The 14,576-nt window shown below is 40.8% G+C and carries 23 protein-coding genes; 2 read left to right on the plus strand and 21 right to left on the minus strand.

Annotation, left to right across the window (positions count from 1 at the left end; all coding sequences use genetic code 11):
* Positions 1-106: 106 nt before the first annotated feature.
* The gene (gene uvrA, locus P8629_RS03575) at positions 107-2,914 is read left to right on the plus strand and encodes an excinuclease ABC subunit UvrA (protein WP_278164521.1); all 2,808 of its coding nucleotides are present in this window, start codon (positions 107-109) and stop codon (positions 2,912-2,914) included.
* Between the two features lie 84 nt (positions 2,915-2,998).
* Positions 2,999-3,781 carry a DUF2927 domain-containing protein gene (locus P8629_RS03580; RefSeq protein ID WP_278164523.1) on the plus strand — a complete coding sequence of 261 codons (783 nt, stop codon included), beginning with the start codon at positions 2,999-3,001 and terminating at the stop codon, positions 3,779-3,781.
* Between the two features lie 4 nt (positions 3,782-3,785).
* On the opposite strand, the gene P8629_RS03585 is transcribed toward P8629_RS03580, so the two are convergent.
* The 21 genes from P8629_RS03585 to rplP all read right to left on the minus strand — a co-directional run bounded on the left by P8629_RS03585 (position 3,786) and on the right by rplP (position 14,570).
* Positions 3,786-4,499, minus strand: coding sequence for a tRNA threonylcarbamoyladenosine dehydratase (locus P8629_RS03585; RefSeq protein ID WP_278164525.1), 714 nt, complete (start codon positions 4,497-4,499; stop codon positions 3,786-3,788).
* Positions 4,496-5,260: a TatD family hydrolase gene (locus tag P8629_RS03590; RefSeq protein ID WP_278164527.1), complete on the minus strand. Its 765-nt coding sequence runs from the start codon at positions 5,258-5,260 to the stop codon at positions 4,496-4,498. Before P8629_RS03590 ends, P8629_RS03585 begins: the two co-directional genes overlap by 4 nt.
* A gap of 31 nt (positions 5,261-5,291) precedes the next feature.
* Positions 5,292-5,678 (minus strand): 50S ribosomal protein L17, encoded by a 387-nt coding sequence (gene rplQ, locus P8629_RS03595; protein WP_278164529.1) that lies wholly within the window; start codon positions 5,676-5,678, stop codon positions 5,292-5,294.
* Between the two features lie 17 nt (positions 5,679-5,695).
* Positions 5,696-6,685, minus strand: a complete 990-nt coding sequence (locus tag P8629_RS03600; protein WP_011369740.1) for a DNA-directed RNA polymerase subunit alpha — start codon at positions 6,683-6,685, stop codon at positions 5,696-5,698.
* Between the two features lie 26 nt (positions 6,686-6,711).
* Positions 6,712-7,332 (minus strand): 30S ribosomal protein S4, encoded by a 621-nt coding sequence (gene rpsD, locus P8629_RS03605; RefSeq protein WP_278164532.1) that lies wholly within the window; start codon positions 7,330-7,332, stop codon positions 6,712-6,714.
* Positions 7,333-7,348: 16 nt separating this feature from the next.
* On the minus strand, positions 7,349-7,738 hold the full coding sequence (gene rpsK / locus P8629_RS03610; protein WP_068647290.1) for a 30S ribosomal protein S11: 390 nt from the start codon (positions 7,736-7,738) through the stop codon (positions 7,349-7,351).
* A gap of 20 nt (positions 7,739-7,758) precedes the next feature.
* A complete protein-coding gene (gene rpsM / locus P8629_RS03615) occupies positions 7,759-8,115 on the minus strand; it encodes a 30S ribosomal protein S13 (protein ID WP_278164535.1) in 357 nt (118 codons plus the stop codon).
* Between the two features lie 98 nt (positions 8,116-8,213).
* Complete coding sequence (gene secY, locus P8629_RS03620; protein WP_011369736.1) at positions 8,214-9,527, minus strand: preprotein translocase subunit SecY; 1,314 nt, start codon at positions 9,525-9,527, stop codon at positions 8,214-8,216.
* Between the two features lie 2 nt (positions 9,528-9,529).
* Positions 9,530-9,964: a 50S ribosomal protein L15 gene (gene rplO / locus P8629_RS03625; RefSeq protein WP_278164538.1), complete on the minus strand. Its 435-nt coding sequence runs from the start codon at positions 9,962-9,964 to the stop codon at positions 9,530-9,532.
* Between the two features lies 1 nt (position 9,965).
* The gene (gene rpmD, locus P8629_RS03630; RefSeq protein ID WP_135795023.1) at positions 9,966-10,154 is read right to left on the minus strand and encodes a 50S ribosomal protein L30; all 189 of its coding nucleotides are present in this window, start codon (positions 10,152-10,154) and stop codon (positions 9,966-9,968) included.
* 1 nt (position 10,155) lies between these two features.
* Positions 10,156-10,665 carry a 30S ribosomal protein S5 gene (gene rpsE, locus P8629_RS03635; RefSeq protein ID WP_278164541.1) on the minus strand — a complete coding sequence of 170 codons (510 nt, stop codon included), beginning with the start codon at positions 10,663-10,665 and terminating at the stop codon, positions 10,156-10,158.
* 14 nt (positions 10,666-10,679) lie between these two features.
* Positions 10,680-11,033, minus strand: coding sequence for a 50S ribosomal protein L18 (gene rplR, locus P8629_RS03640; protein ID WP_278164543.1), 354 nt, complete (start codon positions 11,031-11,033; stop codon positions 10,680-10,682).
* 15 nt (positions 11,034-11,048) lie between these two features.
* A complete protein-coding gene (rplF, locus tag P8629_RS03645) occupies positions 11,049-11,582 on the minus strand; it encodes a 50S ribosomal protein L6 (RefSeq protein ID WP_278164545.1) in 534 nt (177 codons plus the stop codon).
* 12 nt (positions 11,583-11,594) lie between these two features.
* The gene (rpsH, locus tag P8629_RS03650; protein WP_278164547.1) at positions 11,595-11,990 is read right to left on the minus strand and encodes a 30S ribosomal protein S8; all 396 of its coding nucleotides are present in this window, start codon (positions 11,988-11,990) and stop codon (positions 11,595-11,597) included.
* A 12-nt stretch (positions 11,991-12,002) separates the two neighbouring features.
* The gene (gene rpsN, locus P8629_RS03655; RefSeq protein ID WP_278164549.1) at positions 12,003-12,308 is read right to left on the minus strand and encodes a 30S ribosomal protein S14; all 306 of its coding nucleotides are present in this window, start codon (positions 12,306-12,308) and stop codon (positions 12,003-12,005) included.
* A gap of 9 nt (positions 12,309-12,317) precedes the next feature.
* A complete protein-coding gene (gene rplE / locus P8629_RS03660; RefSeq protein ID WP_278164552.1) occupies positions 12,318-12,860 on the minus strand; it encodes a 50S ribosomal protein L5 in 543 nt (180 codons plus the stop codon).
* 12 nt (positions 12,861-12,872) lie between these two features.
* Complete coding sequence (rplX, locus tag P8629_RS03665; RefSeq protein ID WP_278164554.1) at positions 12,873-13,187, minus strand: 50S ribosomal protein L24; 315 nt, start codon at positions 13,185-13,187, stop codon at positions 12,873-12,875.
* Between the two features lie 10 nt (positions 13,188-13,197).
* On the minus strand, positions 13,198-13,566 hold the full coding sequence (gene rplN, locus P8629_RS03670; RefSeq protein ID WP_011369726.1) for a 50S ribosomal protein L14: 369 nt from the start codon (positions 13,564-13,566) through the stop codon (positions 13,198-13,200).
* A gap of 134 nt (positions 13,567-13,700) precedes the next feature.
* Positions 13,701-13,964: a 30S ribosomal protein S17 gene (gene rpsQ / locus P8629_RS03675; protein WP_278164567.1), complete on the minus strand. Its 264-nt coding sequence runs from the start codon at positions 13,962-13,964 to the stop codon at positions 13,701-13,703.
* A 2-nt stretch (positions 13,965-13,966) separates the two neighbouring features.
* Positions 13,967-14,155 carry a 50S ribosomal protein L29 gene (rpmC, locus tag P8629_RS03680; protein WP_278164569.1) on the minus strand — a complete coding sequence of 63 codons (189 nt, stop codon included), beginning with the start codon at positions 14,153-14,155 and terminating at the stop codon, positions 13,967-13,969.
* Between the two features lies 1 nt (position 14,156).
* The gene (rplP, locus tag P8629_RS03685) at positions 14,157-14,570 is read right to left on the minus strand and encodes a 50S ribosomal protein L16 (RefSeq protein WP_011369723.1); all 414 of its coding nucleotides are present in this window, start codon (positions 14,568-14,570) and stop codon (positions 14,157-14,159) included.
* Positions 14,571-14,576 lie beyond the last annotated feature (6 nt).

Below are 14,576 nucleotides of genomic sequence, written 5' to 3' on the forward strand. Positions count from 1 at the left end.
CTCATTCTCTTCTGACTTATTTTACAAAGGTGTGGACAATGTCATTCCACGCTAGTGTTTTGTTATAATAAGACTTTTGCTTTCATAACCGACAGGCTAACCCCGCATGCTAGAAGAGATTATTGTTCGAGGTGCTCGCACCCATAATTTGAAAAACATCGATGTCACTTTGCCACGAGACAAGTTGATTGTGATTACAGGGCTATCCGGTTCGGGAAAATCTTCTCTGGCGTTTGATACCATTTATGCGGAAGGCCAACGTCGTTACGTTGAATCCTTATCTGCCTATGCGCGTCAGTTTTTATCGGTTATGGAAAAGCCAGACATTGATCACATCGAAGGACTTTCTCCTGCGATTTCAATCGAACAAAAATCCACCTCACATAATCCACGCTCAACCGTTGGTACGGTGACTGAAATTTATGATTACTTGCGCCTACTGTATGCTCGAGCTGGAACACCGCGCTGCCCAACGCATAACACTGACCTCGTCGCGCAAACCGTCAGCCAAATGGTGGATCACACATTAGAACTTCCCGAAGGGACGAAATGTTTATTGATTGCCCCCGTCGTGCGTGGCAAAAAAGGCGCTCACCAAAATCTGCTTGATGAACTTCAAGCCCAAGGGTATATCCGTGCTCGCATCAATGGCAAATTGATGGAACTAGATGGATCGGTTGAGCTGGATAAAAAATATAAACACGACATCGAAGTAGTCGTTGATCGATTCAAAATTCGCCCTGACATTAAACAACGTTTGGCCGAATCTTTTGAAATGGCATTGCATCTTGCTGATGGTATTGCACAAGTGGTACCAATGGATGAGGATGATGATTTTCATTTGTTGTTTTCCGAACGCTTTTCATGCCCTAAATGTGGTTACTCCGTTCCAGAATTGGAACCTCGAATTTTTTCATTCAATAACCCACATGGTGCCTGTCCGACTTGTGATGGGTTAGGGGTTAAACAAAGCTTTGATGCTGAACGCGTGATTATGCACCCAGACCTAAGCTTGGCTGGCGGTGCCATTCGCGGTTGGGATCGTCGTCATAAATATTATTATGATTTACTGAAAGCCGTTGCCGATTATTATCAATTTGACATGGAAACCCCTTGGTTGGAGCTGACCAAAGAACAACAGAACATCGTGCTATACGGCTCAGGTAAAGAAAAACTACCTTTACCCCATGGACGATATTCCGATACGCGTCGCTTTGAAGGGGTTATTCCCAATATGGAGCGTCGCTTTACTGAAACCGACAGCAAAACTGTTCGAGATGAACTGGAAAAATTTCGTGTATCACATGCCTGTAGTAGTTGTCATGGTGCACGTTTAAATGAAGCAGCACGCCATGTTTTTGTCGCAGATGAAACCCTACCCGCGTTAACAGAACGCCCCATTGGTGACTTGTATGACTTTTTCAGCCAACTGGAATTGCAAGGTACCAAAGGGGAGATTGCTGAAAAAATTATTAAAGAAGTTTATGACCGCTTATCGTTTCTCGTCAACGTTGGGTTGAACTATTTAACGCTAAACCGAAGTGCGGACACACTTTCCGGTGGGGAAGCACAGCGTATTAGACTGGCCAGCCAGATTGGTGCTGGACTGGTCGGTGTCATGTACGTACTAGACGAGCCCTCTATCGGGCTACACCAACGAGACAATGATCGCTTGCTTAGTACCCTGACGCGTTTAAGAGATTTGGGAAATACCGTCATCGTAGTGGAACATGATGAAGATGCGATTCGTGCTGCTGACTATGTCTTGGACATAGGGCCAGGCGCGGGTATTCATGGTGGTCGCATCATGGCACAAGGCACCCCGGAAGAAGTCATGCAAACCAAGGCTTCTTTAACCGGGCAATACCTAACGGGAGAAAAAGCGATTCAAATTCCGAAAAGCCGCCTACCGTTACCAGATAACTGGTTATCCATTCAGGGTGCTTCAGGTAACAATTTACAAACTGTCGATTTAGAAATTCCTACTGGTTTACTCACTTGCATTACAGGGGTGTCAGGTTCTGGAAAGTCGACCTTGATTAATGAAACCCTTTATAAAATCACGGCCAGTAAACTTAATAAGGCTTTATTAGAACCTGCTCCTTATGAAAAAATCACCGGGTTAGAGCACTTTGATAAAGTTGTTAATATTGATCAAAGCCCAATCGGACGTACGCCACGCTCCAACCCGGCCACATATACTGGGCTTTTCACGCCTATTCGCGAAATTTTATCGGCAACGCCAGAAGCACGTACTCGTGGTTATACACCTGGACGTTTTAGCTTTAATGTTAAAGGCGGTCGCTGTGAAGCTTGCCAGGGAGATGGAGTCTTGAAAGTTGAGATGCATTTCTTGCCGGATGTATATGTTGCCTGTGACGTATGTGATGGGGCTCGATATAATCGAGAAACGTTACAAGTCAATTATAAAGGCAAGAACATTCACGAAATATTGGACATGACAGTAGAAGATGCACGTGCTTTCTTCGACGCCATTCCAGTGATTTCCAGAAAACTTCAAATGCTGATGGAAGTTGGTTTAGGCTACATTAAGCTAGGGCAAAGTGCGACCACGCTTTCCGGCGGGGAAGCGCAACGCGTGAAACTTGCAAAAGAACTGTCTAAACGAGACACGGGGAATACACTGTATATTCTGGATGAACCGACAACCGGACTGCATTTCCATGACATTGAGTTATTACTCAAAGTCATTCGCAATCTTCGTGACCACGGCAATACCATTGTCATTATCGAACACAACCTAGATGTGATTAAAACCGCTGATTGGATTGTTGATCTTGGGCCGGAAGGCGGTTCTGGTGGTGGTCAAATAATCGCCACCGGTACCCCCGAAACAGTGGCACAAAATAAACACTCTTACACCGGACATTATTTGAAAAAGGTTCTGGGTTAAGCGTTTAACGCCAAGTATTTTCATTAAAAACGGCCAGGCCTGGCTGTTTTAATGAAAATACCACAACCTATTCCAGGAGGTTGAATGCAAAAATTCATTTGGCAAACATTTAGCCTATGGCTCCTTTCTCAGTTTGCATGGGCTGCACCTTCAAATACTGACTGGCAAGACATTCAGTATATAGAGCGTGCCTTTATAGAAGTGGCCTTGAAAAATGAATACCGCCAAACCGATCTGCGGCTAGTCAAATGGCGAGCACCGATTCATTACCAATTCACTTATCTCGGTCTTCCCAAAAACCCATTCATCGAAAACTTGACCACAACGCATTTAGTCCAGCTGCAAACCATTACGAATCATCCCATTGTGCCAACGGAAGGTGGACAACGGCCTAACCTTGAAATCATCTTCACGCAAGACCAACATTATCAAACAGCGATTAAACGTTATATACAGAAAGACTCAAAAGCGTTAAGTCGTCAAAGTAATTGTTCTGGCAGCTTTCGTTTGAACCATCAACATGAAATCGTTGACGCCAAAGTGGTTATTCCGGTTGATTTTGTTATGAGCCGAGGGTTATTACCCGCTTGTATTGTGGAAGAAACCACTCAAATCATGGGCTTGCCAAACGATTCGGATTGGGTCTTCCCGAGCATTGCAAATGATAAGAGTAAATTAGACTTACTCACAGGGCTGGATTATATTATGTTGAAGCTGCTCTATTCCGACCACTTAAGCCCCGGAATGAACGCCAAAGAAATGCACCCCTTGCTAAGCCAAACATTACAACGTTGGCAAGCATCGGGCATTATTGAAGGTGCCAGCAAAAAGGTCAAACAGTCCGGTCTCTACCCACTTGTCTATTAAAAACTTAGCTCGCCAAATCTTTAATCACTAACCCGGCCAGCATCAACCCAAATATACCCGGCATATAACTGGCTGTCCCATTTACAACACGCCCTCTTGCCCCTTCGATTTCTTCCATAGGGCCAGGCGCTTTCGGCAGCTCTGTTGAAAAAACAACGGGGATTCCTTTGGCAATTCTTTGTTTTTTAAGCCGTTGGCGCATATTACGAGCAAGGCCACAAGTATGAGTTTTTGAAATATCTGCAACGACTATTTTGCTTGGATCAATACGCCGACCCGCACCCATGCTAGAAACCACTTTCAAACCTTTTTGGTGAGCCGTCGCTACCAAGGCAACTTTACAATTCAAACTGTCTATCGCATCGACGACATAATCAAACTCTTCCCCTAGCAACTCATCCATATCTTCAGGACGCAAAAAAGATTGAATTGTATTCACTTCACAGGCGGGGTTAATATCATTGATACGATTTTTCATCACCACGGCTTTATTTTCACCCAGAGTAGACTCTAGAGCGATAATCTGTCGATTAAGATTCGAGGGAGAAACCGAATCATGATCCACGATGGTCAGCTTTCCAACCCCCGCTCTAGCCAAGGCTTCTATAACAAATCCGCCCACACCACCGACACCAGCAACCAAGACATGCGAATTTTGAAGTTGTTTAATGCCTTGCTCTTCAAAAACCAGTAAGCTTCGTTCAAAAAGTGGTGTCATGATCGCTTCCTTATAAATAGTTGTTCTGCATTACGAGTTGTTTGCTCAATGACACAATCAACAGAACAATTTAATAATTCTGCGATTTTACCAGCAACAAGCCTTAAACTCGATAAAGGGCTGTCTGGATAAAGATTCATCCCAAAAGGTGCATCAGACTCTAGTACAAGCCTTTCTAGACCAATAAGCTGCACCATCTCATGGTAGCGTCGTGCATTTTGATTTAACAGGACAGAATTCACCCCGATATACAAACCAGCTTCAATAAATTGTGTCGCCATTTCCGAGCCACCTGCGAAGCCATGCATGACCCCTTCAACGGAATGCCGCTGTAAAAACTTTAACATTGGATTATAAGCTTTCAGACAATGAATGGAAACGGGTAGATTATGGAATTGCGCAATCTCTATCTGCTGTCTAAACACAGACATTTGCAAGGATTCATCCGCTTTAACCTGTTTTGAATAATCTAACCCAATCTCGCCAATGGCACTAATAGAATTTAACGACACTAAAGTCTCTAATTCACTTAAATGTAAAGCATGATTGGCATCAATAAAATAGGGGTGTAATCCTAAAGCGGCATGAATATTTTGAAAATGATTTGCAAGTTGAAGTGTTTCAGACCAGTCAGCAGGTGAGGTTCCGACAGAAAGAAATTCTAACGTAGAGTGTTGTTTGGCAGTATCTAAATCATTTGCCAGAGTAAAATTGAATTTTGGGTCTGCCAGATGGCAGTGAGTATCAAATAGATAAGACATAAAAAAAGCCAGCTAATGCTGGCTTCTTATTTTAATCTTCAGATTCAGTAGAGTCCACTTCCGGACGATCTACTAATTCAACATAAGCCATTGGAGCATTATCACCCGGACGGAATCCACATTTAAGAATGCGAATATACCCACCAGGTCTTGACTCGTAACGAGGACCTATTTCTGAAAATAATTTTCCAACCGCTGCTTTGTCACGTAAACGTGAAAAAGCAATACGACGGTTATGAACGCTGTCTTGCTTAGCTAATGTGATTAGCGGTTCAGCAACACCACGTAATTCTTTCGCTTTAGCAACAGTTGTCTTAATCATCTCATGTTCAAATAAAGATGCAGACATGTTTCTGAACATCGCTTTACGATGTGAGCTATTACGATTTAATTTACGACCACTTTTACGATGACGCATGGTAGCTTTCCTTTAAATTATGCTGACTCTTTACTAACCAAACTTGAAGGTGGCCAGTTTTCGAGTTTTGTTCCTAAACCTAAACCTCTTTGAGCAAGAACATCTTTAATTTCCTGCAATGATTTTTTACCTAGGTTTGGAGTCTTTAACAAGCTTGATTCAGCTCTTTGAACTAAATCACCAATGTAATAGATTTGCTCTGCTTTTAAACAGTTAGCTGAACGAACTGTCAACTCTAAATCATCAACCGGCTGTAAGAAGATTGGATCAAATTCATTTTCTTCTTCTTCTTGAACAACAATTTCTTTATGTTTTAAATCAACAAAAGCAATCAATTGATAATGTAGAACAGTTGCAGCTTGTTTAATCGCATCTTCAGGATCTAAAGTTCCATCAGTGACGACATTCAATATCAGTTTATCTAAATCGGTTCTTTGCTCTACACGAGCATTTTGAACTTCGTAACTCACTGTTTTAACAGGACTGAAACTTGCATCCAATTTTAAAACACCGATGTTAGCCGACTCAGAATCAGAAGACTGTACAGCTGCTCTGTAACCAATCCCTTTTTCGACCTTTAGCTTCATTGAAAGTTCAGCACCCTCACCAAGGTGAGCGATAACAAGATCTGGGTTCATGATTTCAGTATCATGGTTCAACTGAATATCAGCTGCAGTCACAACTGCAGGACCCTTTTTAGATAGTGTTAATTCTGCTTCAGAAGTTTCATTTAATTTAATGGCAACTTCCTTTAAATTAAGCATGATTTCTAAAACATCTTCACGAACACCCTCAATAGCTGAATACTCGTGTAATACACCATCTATTTGTGCTTCAACAATCGCAGCACCCGGCATGGAAGATAATAAGATTCTTCTCAAAGCATTCCCTAGAGTATGCCCAAAACCACGCTCTAGAGGCTCAAGAGTTACACGGCTATTAAAACCGTTAACCGTTTTAATATCTACTAAACGTGGAGTTAGTAGCTGCTCTAACATCTCTTGCATTAGAAGTTATCTCCGTTTCAAAGGGTTTACTTAGAGTAAAGCTCGACAATTAAGTTTTCTGAAATATCAGCAGACAAGTCAGAACGATCTGGTAAAGTTTTGAAGACACCTTCAAACTTACTAGAATCAACTTCAACCCAACCAACGTTACCAGCTTGTGCACTCAATTCTAGTGCGGCAGCAATACGTGATTGGTTACGAGATTTTTCTCTAATACTGATTACATCGCCAGCTGCTACTTCGTAAGAAGGAATATTTACAGACTGTCCGTTCACTTGAATCGATTTATGCGATACAAGTTGACGAGCTTCAGCGCGTGTTGAAGCAAATCCCATACGGTATACAACGTTATCTAAACGGCTTTCTAAAAGCTGAAGTAGATTAACACCTGTAGATCCTTTACGACGATCTGCTTCTTTGTAATATAAACGGAACTTCTTTTCAAGAACGCCATAAATACGACGAACTTTTTGTTTTTCTCTTAACTGTAAACCGTATTCAGTTACGCGCTTACGACCAGCACCATGCTGACCAGGTAGTTGATCAATCTTACATTTTGATTCGATGCTACGAACACCGCTCTTCAAAAATAGATCCGTACCTTCACGACGTGATAGTTTACATTTTGGACCAATATATCTAGCCATCTTCTACCTCTGAATTTTAAACGCGACGTTTTTTAGGCGGACGACAGCCGTTATGAGGGATTGGTGTAACATCTGCGATAGATGTAATTTTAAAACCAACACTGTTTAAACCTCTAACTGCTGAATCACGGCCGGGTCCAGGACCTTTAACCATAACATCCATATTCTTAACACCATATTCCGTCGCCATTTGACCAGCGCGCTCTGCCGCTACCTGAGCAGCAAAAGGAGTACTTTTACGCGAACCACGGAAACCACTTCCACCGGACGTAGCCCAGCATAGTGCATTTCCTTGACGATCTGTAATGGTAACAATGGTGTTATTAAAAGTTGCATGAACATGTGCAACTGCATCAGTTACTACCTGTTTTGCCTTCTTTTTAACACGTGAATTTGCTTTTGCCATATCTAATCTCTAATTTATGCTTAACGCTTAATAGGTTTTTTAGGACCCTTACGAGTACGAGCATTATTTTTTGTGCGCTGCCCTCTTAAAGGAAGGCTACGACGATGGCGAATTCCTCTGTAACATCCCATATCCATCAAACGTTTGATGTTCATAGTAACGTCACGACGAAGATCACCTTCAATCTTAAACTTTGTAACTTCTGAACGAAGTGCTTCTAACTGTTCTTCAGTTAGTTCACGAACTTTCGTTGTTGGATCAATCTTCACATCTGCACAAATTTTTTGAGCTGTCGTTTGTCCAACCCCGTAGATCGATCTTAATCCAATAACAATATGTTTATTTACTGGAATGTTTACGCCGGCAATACGAGCCATTTTGCGCTCCTTAACTATCCATCTACCGAAAAACGAGCGATTATACTCATTTCTAGGATTAATTACTAGTAGTAACTCTAATTTTCAATAAATTAAAATTACCGACCCTTTAAATTAGCTTTCTTCATCATACTTTCGTATTGACCTGATTGCATGTGAGCTTGGATATTTGTCATAAAATCCATGACCACAATAACAATAATCAGCAATGATGTTCCACCAAAATAAAAAGGAACATTCCAATACAAAATCAAGAATTCAGGTAACAAACAGACAAGTGTAATATAAATTGCCCCTGCCAATGTTAAACGACTCATGATTGTATCAATTCTTCTTGCTGTTTGCTGACCAGGGCGAATACCTGGGATATAAGCACCAGATTTTCTTAAGTTATCAGCTGTCTCGTTTGGATTAAAGACAATTGCTGTGTAGAAAAAACAAAAGAAAATAATCGCCATTGCATAAAATAAAATATACAAAGGCTGACCTGGAGACATCGTCGTAGCGATATCCTTAAGCCATCCCATATTTTCCGCAGTACCAAACCATCCACCAAGTGTTGCTGGGAATAGAATGATGCTTGAAGCAAATATAGGAGGAATAACACCCGCCATGTTTAACTTCAATGGAAGGTGTCCTTCTTGACCACCATATAGCTTGCGACCACGCATACGTTGAGCATAGTGGATAGGTATACGACGCTGGCCTCGTTCAACGAAGACAACGAACGCAATAACCAGAAACACCAATGCCAACAATACAAAAGCTGTAATCGCATGCATAGCACCAGTATTCACTTGCTCAAACGTTCCGCCAAGTGCAGAAGGTAGGCCTGCTACAATACCTGCAAAAATAATTAAAGAAATACCATTTCCGATACCTCTTTCAGTAATCTGCTCACCTAACCACATTAGGAAAATTGTTCCACTCACCAAGGTTGCGACAGCAATGACCTTAAACAACAAACCAGGTTCAACAACCACAGACATCCCATTTATATTTTGGGACTCTAATGCTATTGCGACACCTAGTGCTTGGAATGTTGCTAAAACAACGGTTCCATAACGTGTATATTGAGTAATTTTTCTTCGACCAGCTTCGCCGTCTTTCTTTAACTGCTCAAGGGTTGGAGATACCACCGTTAATAACTGCATAATAATAGAGGCAGAAATATAAGGCATAATCCCCAACGCCAAGATAGAAAGTCTTTGAAGGGCACCACCTGAGAACATGTTGAACATGTCTAAGATCGTACCTTTTTGCTGTTCAAACATTGCAGCCAGCGCAACTGGGTCAATCAAAGGAACAGGAATATGAGTTCCTAAGCGGTAAACAATTAATGCACCTAAGACAAAAAATATTTTCTGGCTTAACCCACCTGTGCCTGAATTTTCAATTGACTGACTATTCATAATTAAGCTTCTACCGATCCACCGGCAGCTTCAATAGTAGCTTTTGCGCCAGCAGTGACTTTCAAACCTGAAATTTTAACTGCTTTCTTCATCTCACCACTATTGATAACTTTTACCGTCTTAATTTTTTCTGAAACAAGATTAGCAGCTTTTAATGCTGGCAAATCAATCACATCAGAATCAACAGAAGATAATACATCTAAACGAATTTCTGCAGCATATGCAGATTTTCTTGATGTAAAACCAACTTTTGGAAGACGACGTTGCAATGGCATCTGACCACCCTCAAAACCAATTTTTGGCATTCCACCAGAACGTGATTTTTGACCTTTGTGACCTCTACCTGCCATTTTTCCGTTTCCAGAACCTTGACCACGACCTTTACGTTTGGCAAGTTTCTTTGCGCCTTCAGAAGGCTTTAAAGTATTTAAATGCATATTATGCTTCCTCTACTTTAAGCAAATAGGAAACTTTATTGATCATCCCTCTATTTTCAGGAGTGTCAATAACCGCTACTGTTTGGTGCATTTTTCTTAAACCTAAACCAGAAACACAAGCTTTGTGTGCCGGCAAACGTCCAATAGTGCTTTTAACCAAAGTAACATTGACTAATTTCTTATCTGACATTTTATTCACCTAAAATTTCTTCAACTGATTTACCACGTTTTGCAGCAATCAGTTCTGGGCTACTCATTCCTGTCAAAGCATTAACGGTTGAACGAACAACGTTTACTGGGCGAGTTGTACCAACACATTTTGCTAATACATCTTTTACACCAGCTGCTTCTAATACTGCACGCATCGCACCACCCGCAATGATTCCCGTACCATCAGAGGCAGGTAACATCACGATATTGGCAGCACCTTGTTTAAAATTAATAGGATACTGCAATGTACCACCATCAAGGTGAACATCTTTCATATTACGACGAGCTTTTTCCATTGCTTTTTTAATGGCAACAGGAACTTCATTCGCCTTACCACTTCCATAGCCAACACGACCTTCACCGTTACCAACAACAGTTAAAGCAGAAAAACCAAATACTCGACCACCTTTCACAACTTTTGCGACACGGCGGACAGAGACTAGTTTTTCAACAAGACCATCTTGACCTTCTTGTAATTCTCTTGAAGACATTGTAATCCCTTCTTTTAAAATTGAAGACCGTTCTCTCGAGCAGAATCTGCCAAGACTTGAACGCGTCCATGATATTTAAAACCAGAGCGGTCAAATGCAACAGATTCAATACCCGCAGCCTTAGCCTTTTCCGCTATTGACTTACCAACGAGTTGAGCTGCTTCTTTGTTTCCACCAAAAGCAACTTGCTTTTTAATATCTGCTTGGACTGTAGAGCATGAAGCAACAACAGATGAACCATCTGAAGAGATAATCTGAGCATAAATATGCTTAGGTGTGCGGTGCACACAAAGACGCGCTCTATCTTGTGAACCAAGTTTTGCTCTCGTCTTTTTTGCTCTACGTAGTCGGGTAGCTTTCTTATCCATTTATATTCCCAACCTTTATTTTTTCTTAGCTTCTTTACGCAAGATATATTCATCAGCATATTTAACACCTTTACCTTTATAAGGTTCTGGTGGTCTATACCCACGAATTTCTGCAGCAACTTGTCCAACAACTTGCTTATCTGCGCCTTTAACTACGATTTCAGTCTGGCTTGGCGTTTCAACTGTCACACCTTCAGGTAACTGATGATTAACTGGATGTGAAAAACCTAACGTTAAGTTAAGCACTTTACCTTGTGCCTGTGCTCTATAACCAACACCGACCAATTGTAATTTCTTTTCAAATCCTTCTGTAACACCTTCAACCATGTTATTAATGATAGATCTCGCTGTACCAGCTTGTGCCCATGCATTCTTACTATTGGATTTAGGTGCTACCGTTACAACACCGTCTTCAAGAGATACTGAAACAGCATGGTTAAATGTTTTAGATAATGCACCTTTTGACCCTTTTACAGAGACATCAAGTCCATTAATTGTCACATCAACACCAGATGGTAACGTAATAGGAGATTTTGCAATTCTTGACATTGTGTATCTCCCTTAAGCTATATAACAAAGAATCTCACCGCCGATACCCGCACTGCGCGCATCACGATCAGACATGATTCCTTTAGAAGTTGAAACTACTGCAACTCCTAAACCACCGATTACTTTTGGTAATTCATTTGTATTCTTATAGACACGTAAACCTGGACGACTTACACGCTTAATCATTTCAATGACTGGCTGACCTTCAAAATATTTCAAATCAACCGACAATTCTGACTTACCATTCTTATCACTTACGCTGTATGAACTAACATACCCTTCACCAGCTAATACTTTTGCGACTGCAACTTTAACTTTTGATGAAGGCATAACAACATTCGTATGACCAGCAATTTGCCCATTACGAATACGAGTTAGCATATCAGCTATTGGATCAGACATACTCATAAATATTTATCCTTACCAACTTGCTTTTCTTAAACCAGGAACATCACCCTGCATAGCTAACTGTCTTAGCATGTTACGTGATAACCCAAATTTTCTGTAAACACCATGAGGACGTCCTGTCAGTCTACAACGATTCTGTTGTCTAACAGGAGAAGCATTTCTAGGTAGCTTTGCTAACTTATCCATTGCTTCTGCACGCTCTTCAAAGCTCAGAGACATATCAACAGATGCTTTTTTCAATTCAGCTCTTTTTACTGAATATTTAGCAACCATCTTCGCTCTTTTCTTTTCTCTTTCAATCATTGATTGCTTTGCCATGAGAAACCTCTATTGCTTTTTAAATGGAAAATTAAAGGCTTCTAAAAGAGCTTTTGCTTCATCATTAGTTGAAGCTGTTGTTGCAAAGTTGATATCCATTCCACGAATTTTATCAACCTTTTCAAATTCAATTTCAGGGAAAATGATTTGCTCTTTTACACCTAAATTATAATTACCTCGACCATCAAACGCATTTCCTTTAACACCTTGGAAATCGCGAACACGTGGCAAAGCAACATTAATCAATCTATCCAAAAACTCATACATTTTGGCGCCACGAAGTGTAACTTTACAACCAAGTGGATAACCATCACGTACCTTAAAACTTGCAACAGAGCGTCTCGCAAGCGTTTTAACAGGTTTTTGACCTGTAATCGCTTCCATATCAGACACTGCATTATCAAGTATTTTCTTGTCACCAATTGCTTCACCAACACCCATATTGATCGTAATCTTTGTGAGTTTTGGAGCTTGCATGACTGACTTATAACCAAACTTTTCGACTAATGCCGGAACAACTTGATCATTATAAATTTTTTGTAATCTTGCCATATTTCAACCTACTTAAGCATCAACCGACTTGTCATTAGATTTAAAGAAACGTGTCTTAACGTCCCCTTCAACTCTAACACCAACACGGTCCGCTTTTTTTGTTTCAGGATTGTATAAAGCAACATTAGAAGCATCAATAGGCATTTCCTTAGAAACAATCCCACCTTGTTCACCTGTCATAGGGTTAGGTTTGACGTGCTTCTTAGCCAAATTAATTCCATCTACTATTAGCTTACCATTTTGCATAACTTGAGAAACTGAACCGCGTTTCCCTTTGTCTTTTCCAGCAATAACGATAACCTCATCACCTTTTCTTAGACGATTCATTATCAGTTCCTTATAAAACTTCTGGAGCTAGTGAAACGATTTTCATAAACTTATCGTTACGTAACTCACGTGTTACTGGGCCAAAAATACGTGTTCCGATTGGTTCAAGCTTAGTATTAAGAATAACAGCAGCATTACCATCAAACTTAATCTTTGAACCATCTGGGCGTCTTACGCCTTGCGCCGTACGAACGACAACCGCATCAAAAACATCACCTTTTTTGACTTTGCCGCGTGGAGCAGCTTCTTTAACAGCTACTTTAATAACATCACCAACACTCGCATAGCGTCGCTTAGAACCGCCCAATACTTTAATACATTGAACCTTTCTAGCGCCACTGTTGTCAGCGACATCAAGTACAGTTTGCATTTGAATCATGATGGAACTCCATCCATAAAATTTAAATAACACAAAAACCGCCGAAATAACTAGTTCCTTTTTACAGGCTTGGTTATTAAGGCGGTGAAAAATTTGGGCAATTATATCAGATTGATATCAAAAGTCTACTTTTATTACAATGCAGCTTTTTCGTCAATCGAAACCAATGACCAAGTCTTTCTCTTTGAGAAAGGGGTACATTCTGAAATGGTGACTTTATCACCAACTCCGCAGGTGTTATCTGCATCATGAGCCATAACTTTTGTAGACTTTCTAACAAACTTTTTATATTTAGGATGCTTAATATAACGATTTGTCATCACTACAACTGATTTGTCCATGCCGTTGCTAACAACAACACCTTGCATTGTACGTGCTTTATTTTCACTACCAGCCATTCTTATTTACTCACTTTTTGACGAATGATGGTTTTAACTCGTGCAACAGAACGGCGAACAGTTTTTAACTGTGCGCTATTCGACAACTGACCAGTCGCATGTTGCATTCTTAAGTTAAATTGCTCCTGAAGAAGATTTAACAAATCTTCTCTTAGCTCTTCAACTGACTTTTCTCTTAATTCTGAAGTCATCTTACATCACCGTTCTTGTTACAAATTGCGTCTTGAAAGGAAGTTTTGCTGCTGCAAGCTCGAAAGCTTCACGCGCAACCACTTCATCAACACCTTGCATTTCATAAAGGACACGTCCAGGCTGAACTTGGGCAACCCAATACTCTACGCTACCCTTACCTTTACCCATACGAACCTCAAGTGGCTTATTGGTAATCGGCTTATCAGGAAATACACGAATCCAAATTTTAGCACCACGTTTTACTTTACGTGTCATAACACGACGTGCTGCTTCAATTTGACGCGAAGTCATACGACCACGTTCCATTGCCTTCAAACCGAATTCACCAAAGCTAATTTTGTTACCAACATTAGCAAGACCGCGGTTACGTCCTTTATGCATCTTTCTAAATTTTGTACGTTTTGGCATTAACATAACAAG

This window comes from Hydrogenovibrio sp. 3SP14C1 (assembly GCF_029625905.1).
Lineage (GTDB): Bacteria > Pseudomonadota > Gammaproteobacteria > Thiomicrospirales > Thiomicrospiraceae > Hydrogenovibrio.

Coding starts and splice junctions, on each gene's coding strand:
- rpmD (WP_135795023.1), bottom strand. CDS start 10,154: ATGTCAGATAAGAAATTAGTCAATGTTACTTTGGTTAAAAGCACTATT.
- P8629_RS03600 (WP_011369740.1), bottom strand. CDS start 6,685: ATGCAAGAGATGTTAGAGCAGCTACTAACTCCACGTTTAGTAGATATT.
- rpsN (WP_278164549.1), bottom strand. CDS start 12,308: ATGGCAAAGCAATCAATGATTGAAAGAGAAAAGAAAAGAGCGAAGATG.
- rpsK (WP_068647290.1), bottom strand. CDS start 7,738: ATGGCAAAAGCAAATTCACGTGTTAAAAAGAAGGCAAAACAGGTAGTA.
- rplE (WP_278164552.1), bottom strand. CDS start 12,860: ATGGCAAGATTACAAAAAATTTATAATGATCAAGTTGTTCCGGCATTA.
- rplF (WP_278164545.1), bottom strand. CDS start 11,582: ATGTCAAGAATTGCAAAATCTCCTATTACGTTACCATCTGGTGTTGAT.
- rplN (WP_011369726.1), bottom strand. CDS start 13,566: ATGATTCAAATGCAAACTGTACTTGATGTCGCTGACAACAGTGGCGCT.
- rpsQ (WP_278164567.1), bottom strand. CDS start 13,964: ATGGCTGGTAGTGAAAATAAAGCACGTACAATGCAAGGTGTTGTTGTT.
- rplQ (WP_278164529.1), bottom strand. CDS start 5,678: ATGCGTCATCGTAAAAGTGGTCGTAAATTAAATCGTAATAGCTCACAT.
- rpsE (WP_278164541.1), bottom strand. CDS start 10,665: ATGTCTTCAAGAGAATTACAAGAAGGTCAAGATGGTCTTGTTGAAAAA.
- uvrA (WP_278164521.1), top strand. CDS start 107: ATGCTAGAAGAGATTATTGTTCGAGGTGCTCGCACCCATAATTTGAAA.
- P8629_RS03580 (WP_278164523.1), top strand. CDS start 2,999: ATGCAAAAATTCATTTGGCAAACATTTAGCCTATGGCTCCTTTCTCAG.
- rplR (WP_278164543.1), bottom strand. CDS start 11,033: ATGGATAAGAAAGCTACCCGACTACGTAGAGCAAAAAAGACGAGAGCA.
- rplO (WP_278164538.1), bottom strand. CDS start 9,964: ATGCATTTAAATACTTTAAAGCCTTCTGAAGGCGCAAAGAAACTTGCC.
- secY (WP_011369736.1), bottom strand. CDS start 9,527: ATGAATAGTCAGTCAATTGAAAATTCAGGCACAGGTGGGTTAAGCCAG.
- rpsH (WP_278164547.1), bottom strand. CDS start 11,990: ATGAGTATGTCTGATCCAATAGCTGATATGCTAACTCGTATTCGTAAT.
- rpmC (WP_278164569.1), bottom strand. CDS start 14,155: ATGACTTCAGAATTAAGAGAAAAGTCAGTTGAAGAGCTAAGAGAAGAT.
- P8629_RS03585 (WP_278164525.1), bottom strand. CDS start 4,499: ATGACACCACTTTTTGAACGAAGCTTACTGGTTTTTGAAGAGCAAGGC.
- rpsD (WP_278164532.1), bottom strand. CDS start 7,332: ATGGCTAGATATATTGGTCCAAAATGTAAACTATCACGTCGTGAAGGT.
- rplX (WP_278164554.1), bottom strand. CDS start 13,187: ATGAATCGTCTAAGAAAAGGTGATGAGGTTATCGTTATTGCTGGAAAA.
- rplP (WP_011369723.1), bottom strand. CDS start 14,570: ATGTTAATGCCAAAACGTACAAAATTTAGAAAGATGCATAAAGGACGT.
- rpsM (WP_278164535.1), bottom strand. CDS start 8,115: ATGGCTCGTATTGCCGGCGTAAACATTCCAGTAAATAAACATATTGTT.
- P8629_RS03590 (WP_278164527.1), bottom strand. CDS start 5,260: ATGTCTTATCTATTTGATACTCACTGCCATCTGGCAGACCCAAAATTC.